The sequence below is a fragment of the Synechococcus lacustris str. Tous genome, assembly GCF_003011125.1.
Taxonomy (GTDB): Bacteria; Cyanobacteriota; Cyanobacteriia; order PCC-6307; family Cyanobiaceae; genus Synechococcus_D; species Synechococcus_D lacustris.
In genome coordinates this window covers 1-19,848 of the sequence record NZ_PXVC01000037.1, presented here as the reverse complement: position 1 = coordinate 19,848, position 19,848 = coordinate 1, and the positions used below count along the sequence as shown (strand labels likewise).

Annotated in this window: 21 protein-coding genes and 1 pseudogene; 9 read left to right on the top strand and 13 right to left on the bottom strand. The window is 50.7% G+C overall.

Going from position 1 to position 19,848, the window contains the following annotated elements; genetic code table 11:
* The first annotated feature begins 37 nt into the window (after window positions 1-37).
* Together C7K08_RS08515 and C7K08_RS08510 are read left to right on the top strand one after the other, a co-directional pair.
* Window positions 38-388 carry an FtsX-like permease family protein gene (locus tag C7K08_RS08515; protein ID WP_161955851.1) on the top strand — a complete coding sequence of 117 codons (351 nt, stop codon included), beginning with the start codon at window positions 38-40 and terminating at the stop codon, window positions 386-388.
* On the top strand, window positions 389-1,141 hold the full coding sequence (locus tag C7K08_RS08510; protein ID WP_106500203.1) for an ATP-binding cassette domain-containing protein: 753 nt from the start codon (window positions 389-391) through the stop codon (window positions 1,139-1,141).
* 1 nt (window position 1,142) lies between these two features.
* Here C7K08_RS08510 and C7K08_RS08505 read toward each other — a convergent pair whose 3' ends face one another.
* From C7K08_RS08505 to menD, 7 genes are all read right to left on the bottom strand, one after another.
* The gene (locus C7K08_RS08505) at window positions 1,143-2,459 is read right to left on the bottom strand and encodes a UDP-N-acetylmuramoyl-tripeptide--D-alanyl-D-alanine ligase (RefSeq protein ID WP_241537157.1); all 1,317 of its coding nucleotides are present in this window, start codon (window positions 2,457-2,459) and stop codon (window positions 1,143-1,145) included.
* 83 nt (window positions 2,460-2,542) lie between these two features.
* Window positions 2,543-3,004 carry a hypothetical protein gene (locus tag C7K08_RS08500; protein ID WP_133165197.1) on the bottom strand — a complete coding sequence of 154 codons (462 nt, stop codon included), beginning with the start codon at window positions 3,002-3,004 and terminating at the stop codon, window positions 2,543-2,545.
* Between the two features lie 215 nt (window positions 3,005-3,219).
* Window positions 3,220-4,761, bottom strand: a complete 1,542-nt coding sequence (gene glgA, locus C7K08_RS08495) for a glycogen synthase GlgA (protein ID WP_106500200.1) — start codon at window positions 4,759-4,761, stop codon at window positions 3,220-3,222.
* A gap of 44 nt (window positions 4,762-4,805) precedes the next feature.
* A complete protein-coding gene (locus tag C7K08_RS08490) occupies window positions 4,806-5,258 on the bottom strand; it encodes a L,D-transpeptidase (protein WP_315856513.1) in 453 nt (150 codons plus the stop codon).
* A 124-nt stretch (window positions 5,259-5,382) separates the two neighbouring features.
* Window positions 5,383-5,892: a L,D-transpeptidase gene (locus tag C7K08_RS08485; protein WP_106500219.1), complete on the bottom strand. Its 510-nt coding sequence runs from the start codon at window positions 5,890-5,892 to the stop codon at window positions 5,383-5,385.
* A gap of 154 nt (window positions 5,893-6,046) precedes the next feature.
* Complete coding sequence (gene menB / locus C7K08_RS08480; protein ID WP_106500199.1) at window positions 6,047-6,934, bottom strand: 1,4-dihydroxy-2-naphthoyl-CoA synthase; 888 nt, start codon at window positions 6,932-6,934, stop codon at window positions 6,047-6,049.
* Entirely contained in the window at window positions 6,934-8,610 is a 1,677-nt protein-coding gene (gene menD, locus C7K08_RS08475) for a 2-succinyl-5-enolpyruvyl-6-hydroxy-3-cyclohexene-1-carboxylic-acid synthase (protein WP_241537160.1), read from the bottom strand. Before menD ends, menB begins: the two co-directional genes overlap by 1 nt.
* Window positions 8,611-8,715: 105 nt before the next feature.
* On the opposite strand from menD, the gene lepB reads away from it, so the two are divergent.
* Window positions 8,716-9,285: a signal peptidase I gene (gene lepB / locus C7K08_RS08470; RefSeq protein ID WP_106500218.1), complete on the top strand. Its 570-nt coding sequence runs from the start codon at window positions 8,716-8,718 to the stop codon at window positions 9,283-9,285.
* Window positions 9,286-9,334: 49 nt separating this feature from the next.
* Window positions 9,335-9,679 carry a DUF760 domain-containing protein gene (locus C7K08_RS08465; RefSeq protein WP_106500197.1) on the top strand — a complete coding sequence of 115 codons (345 nt, stop codon included), beginning with the start codon at window positions 9,335-9,337 and terminating at the stop codon, window positions 9,677-9,679.
* Between the two features lie 52 nt (window positions 9,680-9,731).
* Here C7K08_RS08465 and C7K08_RS08460 read toward each other — a convergent pair whose 3' ends face one another.
* Window positions 9,732-10,817 carry a DUF4336 domain-containing protein gene (locus tag C7K08_RS08460; protein ID WP_106500196.1) on the bottom strand — a complete coding sequence of 362 codons (1,086 nt, stop codon included), beginning with the start codon at window positions 10,815-10,817 and terminating at the stop codon, window positions 9,732-9,734.
* Between the two features lie 86 nt (window positions 10,818-10,903).
* Between C7K08_RS08460 and C7K08_RS08455 the strand changes: the two genes are divergently transcribed.
* A complete protein-coding gene (locus tag C7K08_RS08455) occupies window positions 10,904-11,491 on the top strand; it encodes an inorganic diphosphatase (RefSeq protein ID WP_106500195.1) in 588 nt (195 codons plus the stop codon).
* Here the strand turns inward: C7K08_RS08455 and C7K08_RS08450 are convergent.
* The 3 genes from C7K08_RS08450 to C7K08_RS08440 form a co-directional block, all read right to left on the bottom strand.
* Window positions 11,484-13,115 (bottom strand): NAD(P)/FAD-dependent oxidoreductase, encoded by a 1,632-nt coding sequence (locus C7K08_RS08450; RefSeq protein WP_106500194.1) that lies wholly within the window; start codon window positions 13,113-13,115, stop codon window positions 11,484-11,486. The two genes, C7K08_RS08455 and C7K08_RS08450, sit on opposite strands and share 8 nt — an antisense overlap.
* A complete protein-coding gene (gene psbA, locus C7K08_RS08445; protein ID WP_106500193.1) occupies window positions 13,112-14,188 on the bottom strand; it encodes a photosystem II q(b) protein in 1,077 nt (358 codons plus the stop codon). The genes C7K08_RS08450 and psbA overlap by 4 nt, the downstream gene beginning before the upstream one ends.
* A 95-nt stretch (window positions 14,189-14,283) precedes the next feature.
* Window positions 14,284-15,582, bottom strand: coding sequence for a YcjF family protein (locus C7K08_RS08440; RefSeq protein ID WP_106500192.1), 1,299 nt, complete (start codon window positions 15,580-15,582; stop codon window positions 14,284-14,286).
* Window positions 15,583-15,667: 85 nt separating this feature from the next.
* Between C7K08_RS08440 and C7K08_RS08435 the strand changes: the two genes are divergently transcribed.
* From C7K08_RS08435 to trpS, 3 genes are read left to right on the top strand one after another with little or no spacing between them, the layout of a single operon-like run.
* Window positions 15,668-16,141 (top strand): hypothetical protein, encoded by a 474-nt coding sequence (locus tag C7K08_RS08435; RefSeq protein ID WP_133165196.1) that lies wholly within the window; start codon window positions 15,668-15,670, stop codon window positions 16,139-16,141.
* Window positions 16,142-16,198: 57 nt separating this feature from the next.
* On the top strand, window positions 16,199-16,693 hold the full coding sequence (locus C7K08_RS08430; protein WP_106500190.1) for a hypothetical protein: 495 nt from the start codon (window positions 16,199-16,201) through the stop codon (window positions 16,691-16,693).
* Complete coding sequence (gene trpS / locus C7K08_RS08425) at window positions 16,693-17,703, top strand: tryptophan--tRNA ligase (RefSeq protein ID WP_106500189.1); 1,011 nt, start codon at window positions 16,693-16,695, stop codon at window positions 17,701-17,703. The genes C7K08_RS08430 and trpS overlap by 1 nt, the downstream gene beginning before the upstream one ends.
* A gap of 17 nt (window positions 17,704-17,720) precedes the next feature.
* Here the strand turns inward: trpS and C7K08_RS08420 are convergent, their stop codons facing one another.
* Complete coding sequence (locus C7K08_RS08420) at window positions 17,721-18,413, bottom strand: N-acetylmuramoyl-L-alanine amidase (RefSeq protein ID WP_133165195.1); 693 nt, start codon at window positions 18,411-18,413, stop codon at window positions 17,721-17,723.
* Window positions 18,414-18,526: 113 nt separating this feature from the next.
* The gene (locus tag C7K08_RS08415; RefSeq protein ID WP_241537156.1) at window positions 18,527-18,991 is read right to left on the bottom strand and encodes an NINE protein; all 465 of its coding nucleotides are present in this window, start codon (window positions 18,989-18,991) and stop codon (window positions 18,527-18,529) included.
* A gap of 124 nt (window positions 18,992-19,115) precedes the next feature.
* Between C7K08_RS08415 and C7K08_RS08410 the strand changes: the two are divergent.
* Window positions 19,116-19,848, top strand: a pseudogene (locus tag C7K08_RS08410) (threonine--tRNA ligase); the annotation flags it as partial.

The following is a 19,848-nucleotide window of genomic DNA, read 5'->3' as shown; positions in this document are numbered from 1 at the left end:
AAAGAATTCTAGTGTTGGATTTATTTTCTCCCTAGGCGTGTTGGTTGGATTTCTTGTTGGMTCTATAATTGTGTATCAGATATTGTTTGGAGATGTTATGAATTCTTTGCCACAATATGCCACATTAAAAGCGATGGGCTATACAAATACCTACGTAATCAGTGTGGTAATCCAACAATCAGCAATTCTTGCTTTTATAGGATTTGTACCTGGAATTATCCTTTCCACAGGTTTATATGCATTGTTGGCAGGAGTAACYAAACTTACAATCTTCATGACTAGTACTAGGGCAATTCAAGTTTTAGCRCTAACATTTATAATGTGCGTGGGCTCTGGAGCTCTTGCAACAAGAAAGCTAGTTGAACTCGATCCTGCAGACGTTTTTTAAATGGAAAACACAACGCGAATCGATCAGAGCGCCCCAATCATCTCGCTCAGAAATGTAAACCATTGGTTTGGAAGCGGTGAGAATAGCAAGCATGCATTAAAAGATTTATCCCTAGATATATATCCAGGCCAAATCGTTATCTGCACAGGCCCTTCCGGCTCAGGTAAAACCACACTACTAACAATGCTTGGTGGTTTAAGGTCTTGCCAGGATGGAAGTTTAAAAATCCTAGGCGAGGAATTAAATGGCGCCTCAAAAATTCAGTTGGCTCGTTTGCGCTTAAATGTGGGATTTATTTTTCAAGCCCATAACTTAATGATGTTTTTAAATGCGAGRAAAAATGTTCGCCTTTCTCTGGAGTTACATGATAAATATTACGMTGAAGATATGGATGCACTTTCAGATGAAATGCTCGCTAAGGTWGGCCTTGGCGAAAGACTTGATTATTACCCWGCAAAGTTATCTGGTGGTCAGCGGCAAAGGGTAGCTATAGCAAGGGCATTGGTGAGTAAGCCAAAAATACTGCTTGGMGATGAGCCAACAGCTGCTCTCGACAAGGAATCCGGCAGGKCTGTTGTTAATTTGATGCARGAACTTGCCAAGGAACAACAAACCACAATAATAATGGTTACCCACGACAATAAAATTCTTGATGTRGCAGATAGAATTATTATTGTTGATGAAGGCAAACTTGCWTCCGCAGAAGAAGAGAAAYTATTTATAGAAAAAATGCGCAGCAGTGAACATTCTTAATTCATGTTTGGAGCATTGGRATAATCTTTTCAAGGGAAACACCCCTGCTTGCTTTTAAGAGTAAATAGTCGCCMGCTTTAAGCAAWTTTTTTAATTTATCTGCGGCTTCTTTRAGCGAATAAACGCGCTCAATTAAATTTATCGACGCTCCGGCKGCGATAATAGCCTCAGCCTCKGCATCATCTGCAAAAACAAATAAACCATCGATAGCTAGAGCTGCCGCACGTTCWGCAACCATTCGATGCAAATTAACACTTTGCKCACCTAGTTCCAACATGGTGCCAATAACAGCAAACCTTCTACCTGGTTGCTGAGCAAGCATATCTAAACTAGCAAGAACTGCTTCTGGMGATGCATTGTAGGTTTCGTCAAGGATAGTTACACCCGCCAAATCAGCCTGCAAATTAATTGTTCGGGCTCTCCCRTTTGGCAATTCAACTTCAAGCCTAGCTAGATTTTCAATTTTAATTTCTAATTCWTGGGCTACGGCCATAGCCAATAGAAGATTGCGCGCATTATGGGTGCCTGGTATKGGTAAATTAATTAAWACATTATCGCAAACTAGCATTTGTTCAGCATTTTCTTTAATTTCACCGATTAGATTTGGCAAAGGTGTTGAAGGGTGTAGCGGATCATCAAGCAGGGCTACCCTTTGCACTCGCCCTTGCCAAACCTGCATCAAGGCATTTTCGAGCAATGGATCGCCAGCGGGGATTACCACTAATCCATTGGGATKTAAAGCYGCAGTAATTTCACATTTAGCCTTTGCTATGGCCTCACGGCTGCCAAGCCTGCCGATGTGGGCGGTACCAATATTGGTTATTACAGCAATGCTGGGTTCCGCRCAGCGGCTGAGCCTTTCGATTTCACCTAAACCACGCATACCCATCTCCAACACCACTGCTCCGAGGGGCATTCTTGCCCTCAAAAGAGTTTTCGGTACGCCAATATCATTATTTTCGTTACCGCAACTAGCCTCAATTAGACCCAGGCTTTGAATACAGGCCTTAATCAACTCTCGGGTTGTTGTTTTGCCTGCTGATCCAGTTACGGCAATAACCGGCAGCGGCARGCGCTGGCGCCATAGCAAGGCRATTTTTTGGTAYGCATCGGTAGTGTTCTCAACCTTKAGATAGGAAAGCTGCTCKGGRATTTCAGTGTGCCAATTGTTTGCCACCAAAGCACCTACGGCACCTACGGCCACAGCTGCATCAAGGAAATTATGYCCATCAAARCGTTCGCCTTTGATTGGTACAAATAAATCGCCGGCCTGAAGGGCGCGGCTATCGGTACACACCTTTTCAAAATTCCAATTCATGGTGCCTGGATCSGGTGGCATTCCACGCCGTTGAATTGGCTCACSAAAGAAATCTGCCAGATCTTGAAGGCAAAGRAATTTACTCATGGTATCGATGGGCTAAATAGAATCATGCCCTGCCCAACCCTTGCAGATCTCCCCTCAATAACACCCGTAGCAGTTTGCAACTCTAAATCAGTAAATCCCATTGCCCTCGTYTTTTCTAACCAGGCATCGGCCTGTTCAGCCCTTTTAGCTGCAGTTAAATCCTCGAAGGCTTGGCTAGGGATTAAGCGTAATACGCCCTGCTCCGGCATTGGATGCAAGGCGGTGATTAGTGGATTTTCAGTTTTGGCTTGCAGTAGTTCAAGCAGGGGATCAAGGGAAGGTTGCTTAACTAAAGAAAGCTCTGGTTGCTGTTTAGATTCCTGTTCAAAAACCTGTTTAGGTTCAGGGATATCAACATTGATTTCTTGGGTTGGATTRAATAACTCTTCAATTGCAGCAATATCATCATTTTTTTCGTAGGCCCCATTGSCTTGATGCCTAAAAATTAAGGCCAGCACTATTGCTAAAACAACCAGTAGCCCAATTAAAGGGATTAGAAAAGCCTTAATGCCTTCAACYCGCCARCGTTCTTGCAGATATAAATTCCCTTGTGCAACCACAGCCGGCARATCTCTGCYCAAATCCTCTTTTAGCTGCCCCCATGGGCTTCGCCATGGGGTTGGCAAGAGAGAYGTTTTAGAGGGTGGTTGGTTATCGGGCTCCGAACTAGCCATCAMCCACCATTTCTGCGCAGTAAYCCAAGCGGRTTAAAGCGTCGCTGCGGTTCCGGTTGGCGAGATGGGCTTGGATCCAAGGCCTCTGCAGCTRMTTGTGCGGCCTGTTGCTCAGGGGGTTGTTGGATTGAAAATTGGGCAACCGCACTGGCTTCTGGGGTTGGTTCTTTCAATCCACAAACGTCTTTATACATMGCGTCGTAGGCGAGGGCTGATCGCTCCCAACTGAAATCCAACGACATAACCCTGCGCATCAATTGCTGCCAGCTATCGCGATGGCGATAGGCCTCCCAGGCCCGCACTAGGGCTGTATACAAATCAATCGCTTCATAGCGATCAAAACAGAAGCCATTTCCAGTTTGCTCGGCGGGATCGTAGGGGGGAACAGTATCCACTAAGCCCCCAACTCGTCGCACCACCGGAATMGTGCCRTAGCGCATGGCCAGTAGCTGGCTRATGCCACAGGGCTCAAAGCGAGATGGCATCAAAAATGCATCACTWCCGGCATAAACCAAACGGGATAGGTCGTCGTCGTAGGTGAGGAAAGCGGCAAACCTGCCMGGGTGACAACTTGCCATTTGCCARAGGCCAGATTCGTAGTGGCGATCGCCCGTGCCCAATACCACCACTTGAGTGTCGGTATAGGCMAGTAGGCGCTCAGCCACCTGCAGGAGTAGATCAACCCCCTTTTGATCTACCAACCTGCTAACCATGCCAATCACAAATGTATTTGGGTTAACACCTAAACCCATCCTTTGTTGAAGGGCTTGTTTATTAATCGCTTTTCCAGATAAATCATTAACGCTATAGGTTGCAGGAATTCGCTTATCTGTTGAGGGGTTCCAATCTTTTATRTCTATACCATTAAGGATGCCRCGCAACTTACCACTTATRAAATTAAGTAACCCATCTAATTTTTCACCATATTGAGGCGTGCGTATCTCCTCTGCATAGGTGGGAGAAACAGCATTAACACGRTCGGCATACAGCAAGGCGGCTGCCATGGTGTGATCGCCTTGCATATACCAAGGGCACCAGGTCATCCGTTCTAATTTCCAACGCCAGGGCCCTTGATATTTGAGRTTATGGATCGTGAAAATCGTTGCAATCTCTGGATCTTGATGCATCCAAACCGGAATCATGCCGGTGTGCCAATCATGGCAGTGCAGCACCTGTGGTTTCCAGCAATTCCAGGCAAATTCAGCAGTGGCGCTAGCAAAAAAAGTAAAGCGCCAATCTTCATCCTCACCGCCATAAATGCGTTCACCGTCGAACACGGGATGGCCAATTAAATAAATCGTTAGGCCATTGCTGGGGTGCTTGGTTTCAAATACGGCAAATTCAGTGCCCATGGTTTGGGCGCGCCAGATCGGCTCACTGCTCACCTGCAAGCGCGACCACAGCTTTCCGTAGCCCGGCATCATGATCCGCACATCGTGGCCGAGTGCTGCAAGAGCTGGTGGCAGTGAGCCAACCACATCTCCCATGCCCCCCACCTTCACCATGGGGGCACATTCGGCTGCGGCGAAGAGAACGCGCATTGCGATGGGGCTTTTAATGCAGCACAACTCTACGGAGGGCCGGTTCAGGGCAACACAGTTATGGGCGTGCCCCGCTGAACCCTGTTGTAAAGGTCTTGGATCTGTTCATCAAATAGGCGAACACAGCCATGGGAAACCGCATGGCCAATGGTCCAGCGATGGGGGGTGCCATGGAAACCAGCACTGGTGCAACCTTCAATATCTAGGAAGCGGTCGCCATCAAATCCACTGCGGCCTAAACAATCGCGGTAAAAACCAATCCATCTGCTGCCCAAGGGATTTTCTGGCGCGCCAGCTGGCACCAACTCACCTGTTTGCGGATGCAACCAGATTGGATTCAATTTYTTTTCCAACACTTGATAGGTGCCAGTTGGTGTTTCCCAACCGCTCATACCCACGGCCACCGGATAACGCTGCAGCAATTTGCCTTGCTCAAGCAGCAAAAGCTGGCGGCGGCTGCGATGCAGCACCAAATGCCTGCCAATTTTTTTAACCAAGGCAGCTGGCAACTCATGGAGCTGCAAATCCAGAGGTCTGAGGGGATGGTCGGGATCTTCGAGCGGTCCTGCTTTGAGGGGTAAGAAGCAGCCTGCAAGCCCAACSAACAGAGCTAAAAGGCCTTTAATCAACAACCCTYACGCGAGTTCCTTCTTTTACCAGTTCGTAGAGGGCAACCGCATCACGATCAACCATGCGYACRCAACCGTTGCTGGCGGCAGTGCCAATGCTGGCCAATCTGCCGGTGCCATGGAAGCCGATTTCCTTGCAAACYTCAGGCTTATAGGCGGGTGGATTGAGGTCGAGGGAGGTGCGATTACCGCAGGCATACCAAAAACCAATCCAACGGGTGCCGATKGGTCCAAGGGGGCTMGGCGAAACCTTGCGMTCAGTCCATGGGCTTACCCATACGGGATCCTTTTGCATCCTRAAAACAGTGTGCTCACCAAGGGGAGTTGGTGTTGATGACTTACCCACTGCCACAGGAAAAGCAGCAACCTCTTGGTTGTCTCTGATAACTCGCACGCGCTTTGCTGAACGGCTTAATTCCAAAACAGTTACCGGTTCGCTGCGGCTAGCAAGCTGTCCATCCCCTGGCCTGCGTTCAGCCAAGGCCGAATTGGCAATCACCATTGGTAGGGCAATTGCCAGGCCAACTGGCAGAACAAAATTTCTCACMAATCCAGCTAGAGCTACTTCTGATTKGARCATGGGATTKTGGCGCATACCGGTATCCCTAGCAACAAAGACTCACGCGTCTTGCAAGTCTTAATCTAATTGTTGTGATTTAAAGCCAGGGCACTTGGCTGAAATCAGGGTTGCGTTTCTCGATAAAGGCCTGCTGGCCTTCCTTTCCCTCCTCCGTTTTGTAAAAAAGATGGGTGGCCTGGCCGGCTAATTCCTGCAAACCAGCCATCCCATCTGTTTCAGCATTGAAGGCTGCTTTAAGACACCTAATCGCCGTTGGRCTGTGCTGAAGGATTTCCCTTGCCCACAGCACCCCTTCATTTTGGAGTTGAAACAGGGGCACAACTTCATTTACCAATCCCATTGCTAAKGCCTGATGGGCGTTGTACCGACGGCAAAGAAACCAGATTTCCCTCGCCTTGCGCTGGCCCACCACCCGCGCCAGGTGGCTGCAACCAAAACCAGCATCAAAACTGCCAACCCTTGGCCCTGTTTGGCCAAATTGGGCATTTTCTGCCGCCAGGCTCAAATCACAAAGCAAATGCAACACCTGGCCACCGCCAATGGCATAACCGGCAACTAGGGCGATCACAACCTTGGGGATGCTGCGGATTAAACGCTGTAAATCCAACACATTTAGGCGCGGCACCCCCTCCTCATCCAGATAACCGCCATCGCCGCGCACCGATTGATCGCCGCCAGCGCAAAACGCATAGCCRCCATCGGCTGCTGGGCCAACTCCAGTGAAAAGCACCACGCCAATTGCTGGGTTTTCCCKCACCCTTGAGAAGGCGTCGTAGAGCTCCACCACCGTGCGAGGTCGAAAGGCATTGCGCTTTTCCGGGCGGTTTATTGCAATCCGGGCAATGCCCTCATCGCTGATATCAAGCCAAACATCTTGATAATTGCCCTGGGACTGCCAWACCAAAGGGCAATTACCCGGCAGCACAAGCCGTTTTGGCTCTGTTGGTTCAACTGCAGCGGCCATCAAGAATCTCCTAAGCCCACCTCCCATCCTGAACTGCGCAGTTGCCGCCTCAGCTGGGCATCGGCAGCCCGATCGGTTTGTAAGCGCAACAGCAGCATTGGCTCCYTGGCCTGTTCATCACTAACCATCCAGGCCAGAGCGGCGGGTAATTGCTCAAGGCTGTTGCAATTTTTGCCAGGCACCCCATGGGCCGCAGCTAAAGCCAAGGGATCAACCGATTGGGGCATGGCGAATAGGCGTTCAAAATCAAGGTTTTCCCTGGGCATTGACAATTGTTCAAAAATGCCACCGCCCCCGTTATCGATTAGCAACACCAACAAACGACCTTTGAGYTGCTGACGCCAAAGCCAGCCATTGCTGTCGTGCAGCAGGGCCAAATCACCACAAACGAGCACCAAACGCCCCCATTCAGCCGCCAGGCCGGCGGCAAGGGAAAGGCAGCCATCAATGCCGGAAGCACCCCGAAAACTAACCACCGTGCGYTGGGCTTCAAGCCTTGCTCCATAGCTTTCCCAGTCCCTCACTGGGCTGCTATTGGCGAGCAGCACAGGCCAGTCGGGGGGCAGTAAACGATTACACCAGCGGGCGAGGGCAGGTTCAGTGCAGGGTCCCTTGAGGGGAAGTTTTTGATCCAAATGCCGCTGCAGCTTTTCCTCCGCCTCTAGCCATTGRGCTTGCATTTGCCTAGCTGCAARGCTTGCTTCTCCCTGGGGCAGGGAATTAACCCACCGTGCTAAGCCACCCCAATCCTGGGGCGCCCCACTGGCAAGGGGATCCAAGCGTCGTGGTTCCTGCTCGGTAATTACAAATTGGGGAATTTGCCCAAGGGTTTGCAGCCATTGCTGCAAACGCCTACTGGCGGGCATTGGCCCCAACCTCAAAACTTGATCTACCGGCGGCACAAGCGATGGATCAGCCAAAAGCAAGTCGTAGCCACTAACCAAAGGCAGTGGCAGTCCCCTTAAACCAGAGGCCACATCAACCAAAACGGGCCAAGCGGTTCGCTGCACCAACCGTTGCAGGGCGCCCACAAAGGTGGCGCCAGYCCCCCGGCGCCAGGGCCCCACAACTATCAAACCTGGCCTATCGGGATCTAAAACAGCTGGATCAATGGGCGCAGGTGGCTCAAGCTCCACGGCAGTAATGCGGGGAATTGGAGCTTCTGGGCTGGGGGTAATGGCGCTGGCATGGAGGGGCTCTTCAAAGGCAAGGTTGAGATGCACCGGTCCTGCGGGCACGCCAACACATAAACGCCAGGCCAARTCWGCGAGGTTCCTAAGCCGATCAGCACTGGCWTTGTGCAAACCAGCCATGGGTCCTTGGAGCAAGGCCCTACAAACCGGCTGAAGAAAGGCCTCTTGATTAACGGTTTGGTTGGCACCGCAATTTTTAAGACGTTCCGGACGGTCGGCGCTGATTAAAAGCAGGGGCAGGGTGCTGCGATCTGCTTCCACTGCCGCGGCAAGTAGRTGGGCAACAGCAGTGCCTGAGGTGGTTACCACCGCTACGGGTTCACCATTGGCACGGGCCAAACCAAGGCCAAAAAACGCGGCAGAACGTTCATCAATGGCGGTGAACAGCCTTAAACCTTGGCTTTCTCGGCGCAGGGCTGCTAGAGCAAGGGGTGCAGACCTGCTACCGGGGCATAAAACGAGCCGGCGCAAACCAAGCTCCATGAAGGCCCCCAATAGGGCATCAGCGGCATGGAGGTTGTCGATGGCATCAGGGCCCACAGCAGTGATGCATTAAGAAGCAACGATTGTGCTGCCTGCWACCCCCCTATGGCTGAAAAAACTCCAATCGCCCCAGATAAAAACAGGCTTTGGCAGCAATTGCCCAGCTTGCTAATCGTTGCTTGCTTAGCCCTGCTGTTGCGTTGGGCTGTGTTGGAACCTCGCTGGATTCCCTCCGGATCAATGCTGCCAAGCCTGGAATTGCAAGACCGGATATTGGTGGAAAAAATCAGTAGCSGCCTGCGTTTAACTCCAAAAAGGGGAGATGTTGTTGTTTTCAGGGCGCCAGAGGCTTTAGTGCGTTCGGGTTACAACCCCAAAACAGCCTTGATTAAAAGAGTTGTGGGGCTTCCCGGCGATCAGTTGGAGGTGAGCAATGGCCAATTGAGGCGCAATGGCCTTGTGGCGAGCGAACCATGGCTAGATCAAACCATGGAATACAGCATGGAAGCGATCGAGGTGCCCCAGGGCCAGCTCTGGGTTTTAGGTGATAACCGCAATGCAAGCCTTGATTCCCACCTATGGGGCCCGTTACCAGAGGAGAACTTGATTGGCACTGCCCTTTGGCGTTATTGGCCCCCAGCTCGGTTTGGTCCGATCACGGCCAAAACAAGCTGARGGGTCGTAGTTGTTGTAAGTTGTAAGCAGGGCTACAACCGGTGGTGGAGTGTTCAATCCTGAGTTTTTAACTTCCGAATCCGACCCCAGCAGTGGAAATGGTTTGATTCGTTATCTGCAAGACCAAAGCCCAGATGTGCTGCAACGGGTTGCCAGATCAGCTAGCCCTGATATTCAAGAAATCATCCGACACAATGTTCAGGGTTTGCTTGGCATGCTGCCAGGGGAACAATTTGAGGTGAAAATCCAAACAAACCGCGATAATCTTGCCGGCYTGTTGGCATCGGCAATGATGACCGGTTATTTCCTAAGGCAAATGGAACAGCGCATGGAACTAGAGCGTTCCGTATTTGGTGTTGGCGGTGAAAATGACGATGGCGAGATTGAATTTTAATTTAAAAGTTTTTGCTACAAAGTTTTAGATCCAAATTTTTAGCTCCAAAGTTTTAGGCTAGCGGCACGAGTTTTAACTTTTCAAGTTTGCGATTAAAACTACGCAAGAAATCCCTGTTTGAAGCATTCAATACACTTGAATCTGTTGAATCTGCGCACCAACTCTTATACAAGTTTGTAAATGTAGTGCTGTTTACGGCCACCGGCGCATCRAAATGGGCGGGCAGCACCCATTTTATTGGCAATTCACTACATCGAAGTAACCAATCAGCCATTAACGACCTGTGCCTTGGGAAAACCAGTTCCTCAAGGATTGGGGCCACCTGCAAAGCACCGCCTTTGCTGAGTTGCTCAAAGTCTTGCTGCCAAGATTCCTGCCATCGAAATGGGAACAGGCGAAATACTTGGCTAACGGCGGCGGGGCGAAGGTAACAAGCAAATAAAACTAAACGACGCCAACCCTTAAGGCGTTTCTCCGGCGTGTCTAGCAGTGGCTCTTCRCCATTTTCGCGAGCGTGGAAAAGTAAAGGCTTGGGATTGTTATCCAACAGTGCAGGCCTCCGGTCGGAAACGGCAATTAGGCCATCTGTAATCAACAAAGMGCCGCTGGCTTGGTGCAGGCAACAGGCTTCAAAAAAGGGCCCCGGCCCGAGGGGTACRGGCCCCAAGCCAARCCAATCGAGTTGTTCAGGGTGAGGCGTTCCATCAACAAAAAGTTGCTTTACGCGTTGGCTTGGAAATCCCAACCAAGGCAGGGGTAAAGCGATTGGAAAACTCCATTGACCTGGGGTGACCCACACTTGGGCCCCTGGGAATGACCTTGCCAGGGGCGGCACACCAACCTTGTGCTCCAACCCAGAACTGGTGGGATGCACGATCGTGCATACGGCACCATGCYGAAGTTCAAGCTGCCTGATTAWTTCCACACAGGCACTGGTGGTGGCCACCGCGCCATAGAGCAGCAGCCCCCCCTCAATCTTTACAACAAACATTCGGATCGGAACCGCCACATAAAAAACACCCTGCAACTGCTCCAAGGCCCATATCTGCCCTGGGATCAACTCCCTRCATAGGGTTTTGCGCTGGCCATAGGGGTATAGGGGCAGCAGGGGCCACCAGGGCCAATTGTCGTTAGCCATGGCGGCTCAATTCGATCAATAAGGATAGGAATACCAGTGCTGGTTCCTGCCAATCGGTAAGATCCCCGCAACCGCAGCCCCAATGGATGGCAAACATCAACCACCCTCCCAGCCGCACGATGCTAAATCTTTTGCATGTGTTGCCTGCCTTTGCTGATATTGATCAGTTGCGCTTGAATGTAATTGTGGAATTAAACTCCATGACGATTAATAAATACGAATTAATAACAGAAACCGGACAGCTCAAGTTGGATCGCGTTGGTTATTCATCCCTTTCCTATCCTTTTGCCTACGGTTGCATACCCCGCACCTGGGATGAAGATGGCGATCCGTTAGATGTTGAAATCGTTGGAGTTACGGAGCCGCTAGTGCCTAACTCCTTGGTGGAAGCGCGGATTATTGGCATCATGACCTTTGATGATGGCGGTGAGGTAGACGACAAAGTTATCTGCGTTTTAGCTGATGACAAACGCATGGATCACATCACAAGYTATGAACAACTAGGTGCCCATTGGCTCAAGGAAACCACCTATTACTGGGAGCACTATAAAGATCTTAAAAARCCYGGCACATGCAAAGTAAATGAATTCCTCAACTGCAACGAAGCMGTGCGTATTATCAAGGAATGCGAGCAGCGCTACCTGGATACAATCGAGCCAAAACTTGTTAATTAATTAGGGCATTAGCTGGGGCCAGAAGCTGTTTTGCAACCGCTTCCCCCACCCGCAAACCATCGATGCCAGCGGAGAGGATGCCCCCCGCATAGCCGGCACCCTCCCCTGCGGGGAACAGGCCTGGGGTGTTAACGCTTTGAAAGTTAACGCCCCTGCTAATCCGCACGGGTGAACTGGTGCGGGTTTCAACGCCAGTTAACAGCGCATCGCCGTAATCAAAGCCTGGAATCTGCWTAGCAAATGCAGGCAGGGCTTCTCTGATCGCTTCGATTAATTGAGTTGGTAGGGCTGTAGATAAATCGGCAGGTGTTACACCAGGGGCGTAGGAAGGCTGCAAAGGCCCTAAATCAAGGCTGGGCTGCCCTAATAAAAAATCTTCCAACCTTTGGRCTGGGGCGTTGTAGTTTTTTCCGCCCAATAAATAGGMGCGAGCCTCCAACTGGCGTTGGAAGGCAACGCCAGCCAATACACCGTTTGGATAATCAAGCTCGGGGCTAATGCCAACAACAATTCCACTGTTTGCATTGCGTTCGTTGCGGCTGTATTGACTCATGCCGTTCGTAACAACATGGCCCTCCTCCGATGTGGCTCCCACCACCAAACCACCAGGGCACATGCAAAAGCTATAAACACTGCGGCCATTGCTGGCATGGTGAACCAATTTGTAATCAGCGGCCCCCAAAAGTGGATGGCCAGCAAAATCTCCCCAGCGGGCCCGATCAATTAATTCTTGGGGATGTTCTATGCGAAAACCAACGGAAAAGGGTTTGGCCTCCATTTCCACACCCTGCAAGTGGAGTTGAGCAAAGGTGTCGCGGGCACTATGACCAATKGCAAGCACAGCTGCAGTGGTTGGAATTATTTCAGAGTTACTCAGTTGCAGGCCACGCAACTGGCGAGTGCCAGGATCCAAATCAAATCCCACCACCTGCTGCTCAAATCTCACCTCGCCGCCAAGGGCCTCAATTCGAGCCCGCAACTGGCGAACCACACCCACCAACTTAAAGGTACCAATGTGGGGTTTTTGCAGAACTAAGATCTCGGGATTAGCACCACTTTCCACAAATTCTTCAAGCACCCAACGGCCATGTTTTTTACTTTCTTTTACACCTGAATAAAGCTTGCCATCGGAAAAGGTGCCTGCTCCACCTTCACCAAATTGAGCGTTTGAGCGGGGATTAAATGGGCTGTTTCCCTTCCAAAAACCAAAGGTRTCAGCGGTGCGSTTATTAACCGATCGGCCCCGCTCTAGCAACAGGGGTTTAAAACCCTGTTGGGCAAGAAACAAGGCTGCAAAATATCCGCAGGGCCCAGCTCCGATAACCACTGGCCTTGCTTGAAACCCTGCAGGAGCTGGTAATGAAGGCCTAATTAGTGGTTCTGGCGCAACACCCAATTGGGAATTACCACGCAGGCGACCAAGCACAGCCGCTTCGCTTGCAACTTCAACATCAACGCTATAAACCAATTCAATCGCCTGCTTATCACGGGCATCAATGCTGCGTTTTTTAATAATCAGAGGCCCTAATTCCCCCACTGATAATTTAAGGCGGCGAGCTACCGCCGCCAATAAATCATCGGCTGAATGGTTGAGGGATAGGGCCAGCTGATGGATACGRATCAAGCAAGCCGCGGTGCAATAAGTGCCACAGGTGCACTATCAATAACCGCCAAATCGAGGGGGAAGTTATGGGCGTTGCGCTCGTGCATAACCTCCATTCCCAAGCCAGCTCTGTTGATCATATCTGCCCAGGTGGAGATAACTCGCCCTTGGCTATCCAAGATCGACTGGTTGAAGTTGAAACCRTTCAGGTTGAAGGCCATCGTGCTCACGCCAAGGCTGGTGAACCAGATGCCCACWACGGGCCAGGCTGCAAGGAAGAAGTGCAGGCTGCGGCTGTTGTTGAAAGATGCGTATTGGAAGATCAAGCGACCGAARTAACCGTGGGCAGCCACGATGTTGTAGGTCTCTTCTTCTTGACCAAACTTATAACCGTAGTTGTGGCTCTCATTTTCGGTGGTTTCACGCACCAAGCTKGAGGTAACCAATGAACCATGCATCGCAGAGAACAAGCTGCCACCAAACACACCGGCTACGCCGAGCATGTGGAAGGGGTGCATAAGGATGTTGTGCTCTGCCTGGAACACCAACATGAAATTGAAGGTTCCAGAGATGCCGAGGGGCATGCCATCGGAAAAAGAACCCTGCCCAAAGGGATAGATCAGAAAAACTGCAAAAGCAGCCGACAGGGGTGCGCTGTAAGCAACACAAATCCAAGGGCGCATACCCAAGCGGTAGGAGAGTTCCCACTGGCGTCCCATGTATGCAGAAATACCAATCAGGAAGTGGAAAACCACCAGTTGATAGGGTCCGCCGTTGTAGAGCCACTCATCAAGGCTGGCGGCTTCCCAGATKGGRTARAARTGAAGGCCAATGGCGTTGCTTGAGGGAATTACAGCGCCAGAAATAATGTTGTTTCCATAGAGAAATGAACCAGCAACGGGTTCGCGAATGCCATCTATGTCAACGGGAGGTGCGGCGATAAAAGCCACGATGTAGCAAATAGTTGCAGCYAGAAGGCAGGGAATCATCAGCACCCCAAACCAACCCACGTAGATGCGGTTATCGGTGCTGGTGACCCACTCGCAGAAGCTTTCCCAACTGCTAATGCGTCCGCTGCGAATGGCGGTAGACATAAGTTCGGTAACAAGGAATGGATTTCGCCCACAGGGGCGATAAAAAAAGACTAAGGATTCCGAACCAATTCACACAAAATATTTTCAGAACTTCGTTAAGTTGGATTAACTTGGGGCCCGATGGCYATTTGGTGCGCCTGCTGCTTKAGCCATTGRCGTGCTTGCTGACCAAATTGGGGCCAATCAAGCTTTTCTTGGGCRACAGCTTTTGCCACCAAGAGGGGCATTTCAAGCTTCAAATTGCCTAATTCAKCCTCTGGCACCCCCAACGAAAGGGCTAAATAATCAGCCATCGACCGCGCCACAACCCGGGTGAAATAGGCSGCAGCTAGGGCYTGCATCGCGCCCCCCACCAACCAGCTAACACCGTGCAATTTCAACAAACCAGCCACGGCCTGGCTGCCCCACTCAAGCGCGCCAAGGCCCATRGCAGTGCGCGCCAATTCCAAGGCAGCGGTTTGCAACTGATCCGCTGTCCATTCACAACGCCAYAGGGCGGCCATTTCCTTAAGCAAAAGGCCATTAACAACGGCGAGCAGCAGCAGATCTGCAGAAGGCAGAGGCGAGGCGAATACCGCCGTTGCCACAAGCCATTGGCTGCGTTGCAAAAGGGGTTGGAGGCGTTTKCGGCGCTCAACCTCYAAAAGCACTTGCCACTCCTGAYTCAATTGCCTCAAACAGCGCAMCTGGGTAAGCCGTTTTTGCTGGGCGAGCGGTAACAAATCTGCTTTTAATSGRCCATCACAACTCAGCAAGGGCCACCTATMGCCCAACTCACAACTCCACTGCCTGAGGCAATCAAGCTCCCCCTCAGCCAAGAGCAAAGTGGGCATGGCCTGCGGYARAGCCTCAAGCCAGCGAAGATCTGCCACGGTTGGTGCTCCGGAAAGCACATAAACCAAATGGTCGGCCTGCAGTAATGATTCAGGCCAATTCCATTCAACTGATTCCCTCGGCAGCGGCTGCGCCAGGTGCARTTGCAATGCTGATGATCCCGAAAATGCCGCTAAAACCTGGTTGCTTTGTTCAACAGTTGCTTCAGCGCCAGCCAACACCACGTGTCTGTCGGGGCGTTGGGCAAGGCAGCAAATCTGATCGAGCCGGCTTTGCATCGGGCCGGTGGCAAAACCCAAGGCTTCAAATTGCTCAATTAATTTYTGGCAGTGCTTTTGCATACCATCAACACCTTCGGGCAATCGGCCAACGGTTGGTTTTTTACTGCGCTGCAATAGCCATGCAGCAGCGCCAGCAAATGCCGCCAGGCTCAGGGGCGTACCCAATCCGTGAATAAACTCCCCAACAACCATTCCGCCCGCAAGGGTGAAACCACCACCAATCAATACGGAAGCGGCCAGGCGGTTACGAAAGGGAATGGGGAAAACCGAGTTGGCCATCACTTGCCACTGCACCTACCAGTTCTAGGCCACAAGCGCCAAACTGGTATTGCTTTTTTTGAATTTTATTCAGCACTTTGCTTCAGTGATCAAAACCATATTTAGCGAGCTACCTCAGCTGCAAAAGCAGTTAAACAACTGCCAACAAGATCTCAAACAGGCCAAAAACTGGCATGCCGATCTACCTGTGCCCCTGYTAGATCGCTGCTGGTTGAAATTGGAGGTGCTTAAGGTTGCTGAATTGCTTTGCCGCCTCCCGGTKGATGCCAGCGCCCATGCTCCCGAATTGGTGCGTTTTCAGGAATTGCGCAATCAAGGCCACAATCCTGATTTAGCTGAACGGATCTGTTGGGATGAATTCACGGCCGAAGCCTGCCACCTGGCCCTGCGGCGCTATTGGGAGGCCCAGGAAACCCCAAAATATTTATGGAATTTAGATAGCTACCTAAACCTTTTGCGGCGCTACCGCAGCAATGTGGAGCAGGGCAATCTGAGCATGCCCCTACTGATCCTGCCGAGGGGATCCGATCGCCAACTCTTGCAATGCCACTGGCTTTAAAAACAASAGGGGGCAGGCGATAGGTCAAACTGGTTCGCTGCAAGCGGTAACGGCGACATGCCCGACCAGGAAAGGGGCCAACGGGGCGGTGAAAGAAGAGACGGAGGTGAGCGCCCAGGTGGTGGCGATCGCCGTGATGGTGGTGGTGGTGGTTTTCGCATTCGCCTAAGCGACAACGAACTACGGGCGGCACGCACCATTCAAGATGCTTTCCAGCTGCGCTCAACGGTTGCAGTATTGGGTTTTGCATTGCGCACGGTTGCCCAGCTCCTCGAGCAGGGCGCCCTATCCGAGCTTGTGGAAGCCCAACAACAGCAGCCACGGGAGCGAAACGAGCGGGGAGAACCCAGGGACAGGGGTGTAAGAGCTGAGAGGGGGGAGAGGGAGGAGAGGGTAGAAAGAGCACCAAAGCCAGATCCCTTCGCTCGCCCGAGCAAACCAGTTGTTGAAGTTGAAGAACCAGAGGTTGAAGAATCTGTGGCTGAAGAAATAAGCGAGGAAACTCCTAGCGAAGAGAGTACGCCTGAATCAGAAACTACAGTAGAAAGCTAATGACAAAACCCAGGGTTCTCTCTGGCGTTCAACCTACCGGTAGTTTGCATCTAGGCAATTGGCTTGGSGCAATMCGCAACTGGGTAGATTTGCAAAATAGCCACGACACATTTTTTTGTGTTGTAGACCTTCATGCGATCACAGTTCCCCATGACCCAAAAAARTTAGCAGCAGACACACTCAACACCGCTGCTCTTTATTTGGCCTGCGGCATAGACCCAAGCAAAGCAACGGTATTTGTTCAGAGCCAAGTTGCAGCCCATTCGGAATTATGTTGGCTACTGAATTGCCTCACGCCGTTAAACTGGCTGGAGCGGATGATTCAGTTCAAGGAAAAAGCAATTAAACAAGGCGACAATGTGTCTGTTGGTCTGCTTGATTAYCCCGTTCTAATGGCCGCTGATATTCTTTTATATGATGCAGATTTAGTACCCGTTGGAGAAGATCAAAARCAACATCTAGAGCTTGCAAGAGATATTGCACAGCAACGGGTAAACAGTCGATTTGGCAGCGAGGAGCAACCAATTCTCAAGGTACCGAAGCCTTTAATTATTAAGGAGGGTGCCCGCGTTATGAGCCTCACAGATGGCACAGCCAAAATGAGTAAAAGCGACCCAAATGAAGGTTCCCGCATTAACCTTTTAGACCCTCCCGAAGTAATTATAAAGAAAATAAAACGAGCTAAAACCGATCCTCAAATCGGCCTTGAAATCAACAATCCAGATCGGCCAGAAGCCTCGAATCTATTGGGTATCTACACTTTGATAAGCGGTTTAGAAAAACAGKCAGTGTTAGACGAATGTGCATCAATGGGTTGGGGGAAATTCAAGCCCCTACTTGCCGATGCATTGGTTGAAGCCCTGAGGCCAGTTCAAAATAATTATCACTCGATAATTGCAGACGCAACTGAATTAAATATTATTTTAGAGCAGGGCAGACAAAAAGCAACTGAAGTTGCAACTAAAACTATTTCTGGCCTGCGGGAAGCAATGGGATTTTTAGCTTATTAATAATTACTTAAAATAAGCTATTTAGTAATCYTTTCCATCGCATCTATTCCGTAATCGGCYGGCACTTTGCACCGTTTCGCAGCCTGCTGCCAGGCCCTATCAAATAAATGCCAACGAAAACTGCGCGGATCACTTCTAGTGTGGCTGCGATCAACGGCTCCATGGCTGGTTATTCGGCGCATTGGTATACCCCAACGCAACTGCCAAACTAAAACCTGCTTAGCTAAYTGTTCATATTGTGGATTGCTATAACCACTGTGGCCATCGCCGCTACCRGAGCCATCATTTGGGCTTACCAAACTAATATGTAAGGCCACATTATTTATAGAACCGCCAGCCAAGGCAGTTTTAGGGCCGTTGTGACGGATGCTGAAATCACCCCAGGCGCTCCAGCCAGCACCAAAAGCMCGTAATTCATCKGGAACTAAACGATATAAGCTGCCGTTTCTTGCTAAAACGAAATGATAACTAACCTGATTTAAATCATTCGGATGGGGCGTAGCAAAGAGCTGCAGTGTTTCAGCTAAAGGTAGAACTGTTTCATGCAGCACAATTAAACTTGGTTTATTTGGCACCCACCTGCCAGCTTTATCAAAGGGTCGGCGTATTCCATAATTGCTTGCATCAACAGGGCTAGTAGTTTCCTTTATCCCTAAATTTTGGCGGCAAAGTTCKGCCCCCTTGAGGTTTGGGGCCAAAAGTGCTGCCATGCCACTGGCTTTGCGAGCCTGTTCGGGCTGAAAACCCAGGAGAAAGATCGAAACACTAGGGATTGCCCCAGCAAACAATCCTGCAAGAAACCAGCCAAACTTGTTTGAAAATTTCAAGGTTCCCGGTAAACAACACGTCCCAAATGGTTATTGGAAACATCCAAWAGATCGGCATGCAAAAGCCTATCTATCTCAGCTCGCACCGCAAGCGTATCGATTTGGCCCCTGGGCTCCAGGGCAAGTACRGCATCATTAATRCTGAAACCAGCTGGGCCACTGCGGCGAGCCARCTGCAGCAATTGATGCTCGATCGGATCGTGCTGCTCCTTAAGCAGCAATGGGGCATTGGCAGAATCCACCAGGCCCGGAATCAAAAATAAATCTAGAAGTTGACCAATGCCACAGAGGCCGGCGGTGAATAAATAGATGATTCCACTGATCGGCCGRCGGTTATAGAAGCGCTGCACACCACAAACCCCCAGCAGTGACAGGCACCAAAATGCATAGGAGATATCCACTCGCCTCAGTTTGTGCATTAAGGCCTGGCGGAATATCGWTGTTCTAGGAAGCGGGCTCACGGCTCGGGGCAACAAATCAAGCTGCGTCCATTAGAGCTGATCCCRTCCCCCCAGATCTGCTTGCGTAAGATCAAGGTTGCCAGGAGTTGCATAGGTGCCGGAATCAACCACTGAGGTTCAAGTTCCCCTCACCCTGCCCAAAACCAGTGAAGACCCAGAATTATTAAAAATTCGACATTCCATGAGCCATGTGATGGCCATGGCTGTGCAGCAGCTKTTTCCAGCTGCAAAGGTAACGATTGGCCCTTGGACAGAAACTGGCTTTTACTACGATTTTGATAATCCGGTTCCCTTCAGTGAAGCGGATTTAAAAGCAATCAAAAAGGAGATGGGCAAAATCATCGCAAGGCGTTTRCCTTTGCAGCGCCTTGAGGTAACAAKGGCTGAGGCGGAAGCCAAGATCATTGCCAATAACGAGCCCTACAAACTTGAAATYCTTGCTGGCTTAAAGGAACCGATAACGCTCTACACCCTTGGYGATACCTGGTGGGACCTCTGCGCYGGGCCCCATGTGGCCCACACCGGTGAATTAAATGCCAAGGCATTTGAGCTGGAAAGTGTTGCTGGAGCCTATTGGCGCGGYGACGAAACAAAAGCGCAACTGCAGCGGATCTATGGCACTGCCTGGARAACGCCAGAGCAATTAACYGAATACCAAAGGCGTAAGCAGGAAGCCCTCCGCCGCGACCATCGCCGCATTGGCAAGGATCTTGAACTTTTTTCGATCGAAGATGAAGCTGGGGCTGGCCTTGTTTTTTGGCATCCCCGCGGCGCTCGCATGCGCCTGCTGATCGAAGATTTYTGGCGTGGCGCCCATTTTGATGCTGGTTATGAGTTGCTCTATACCCCCCATGTGG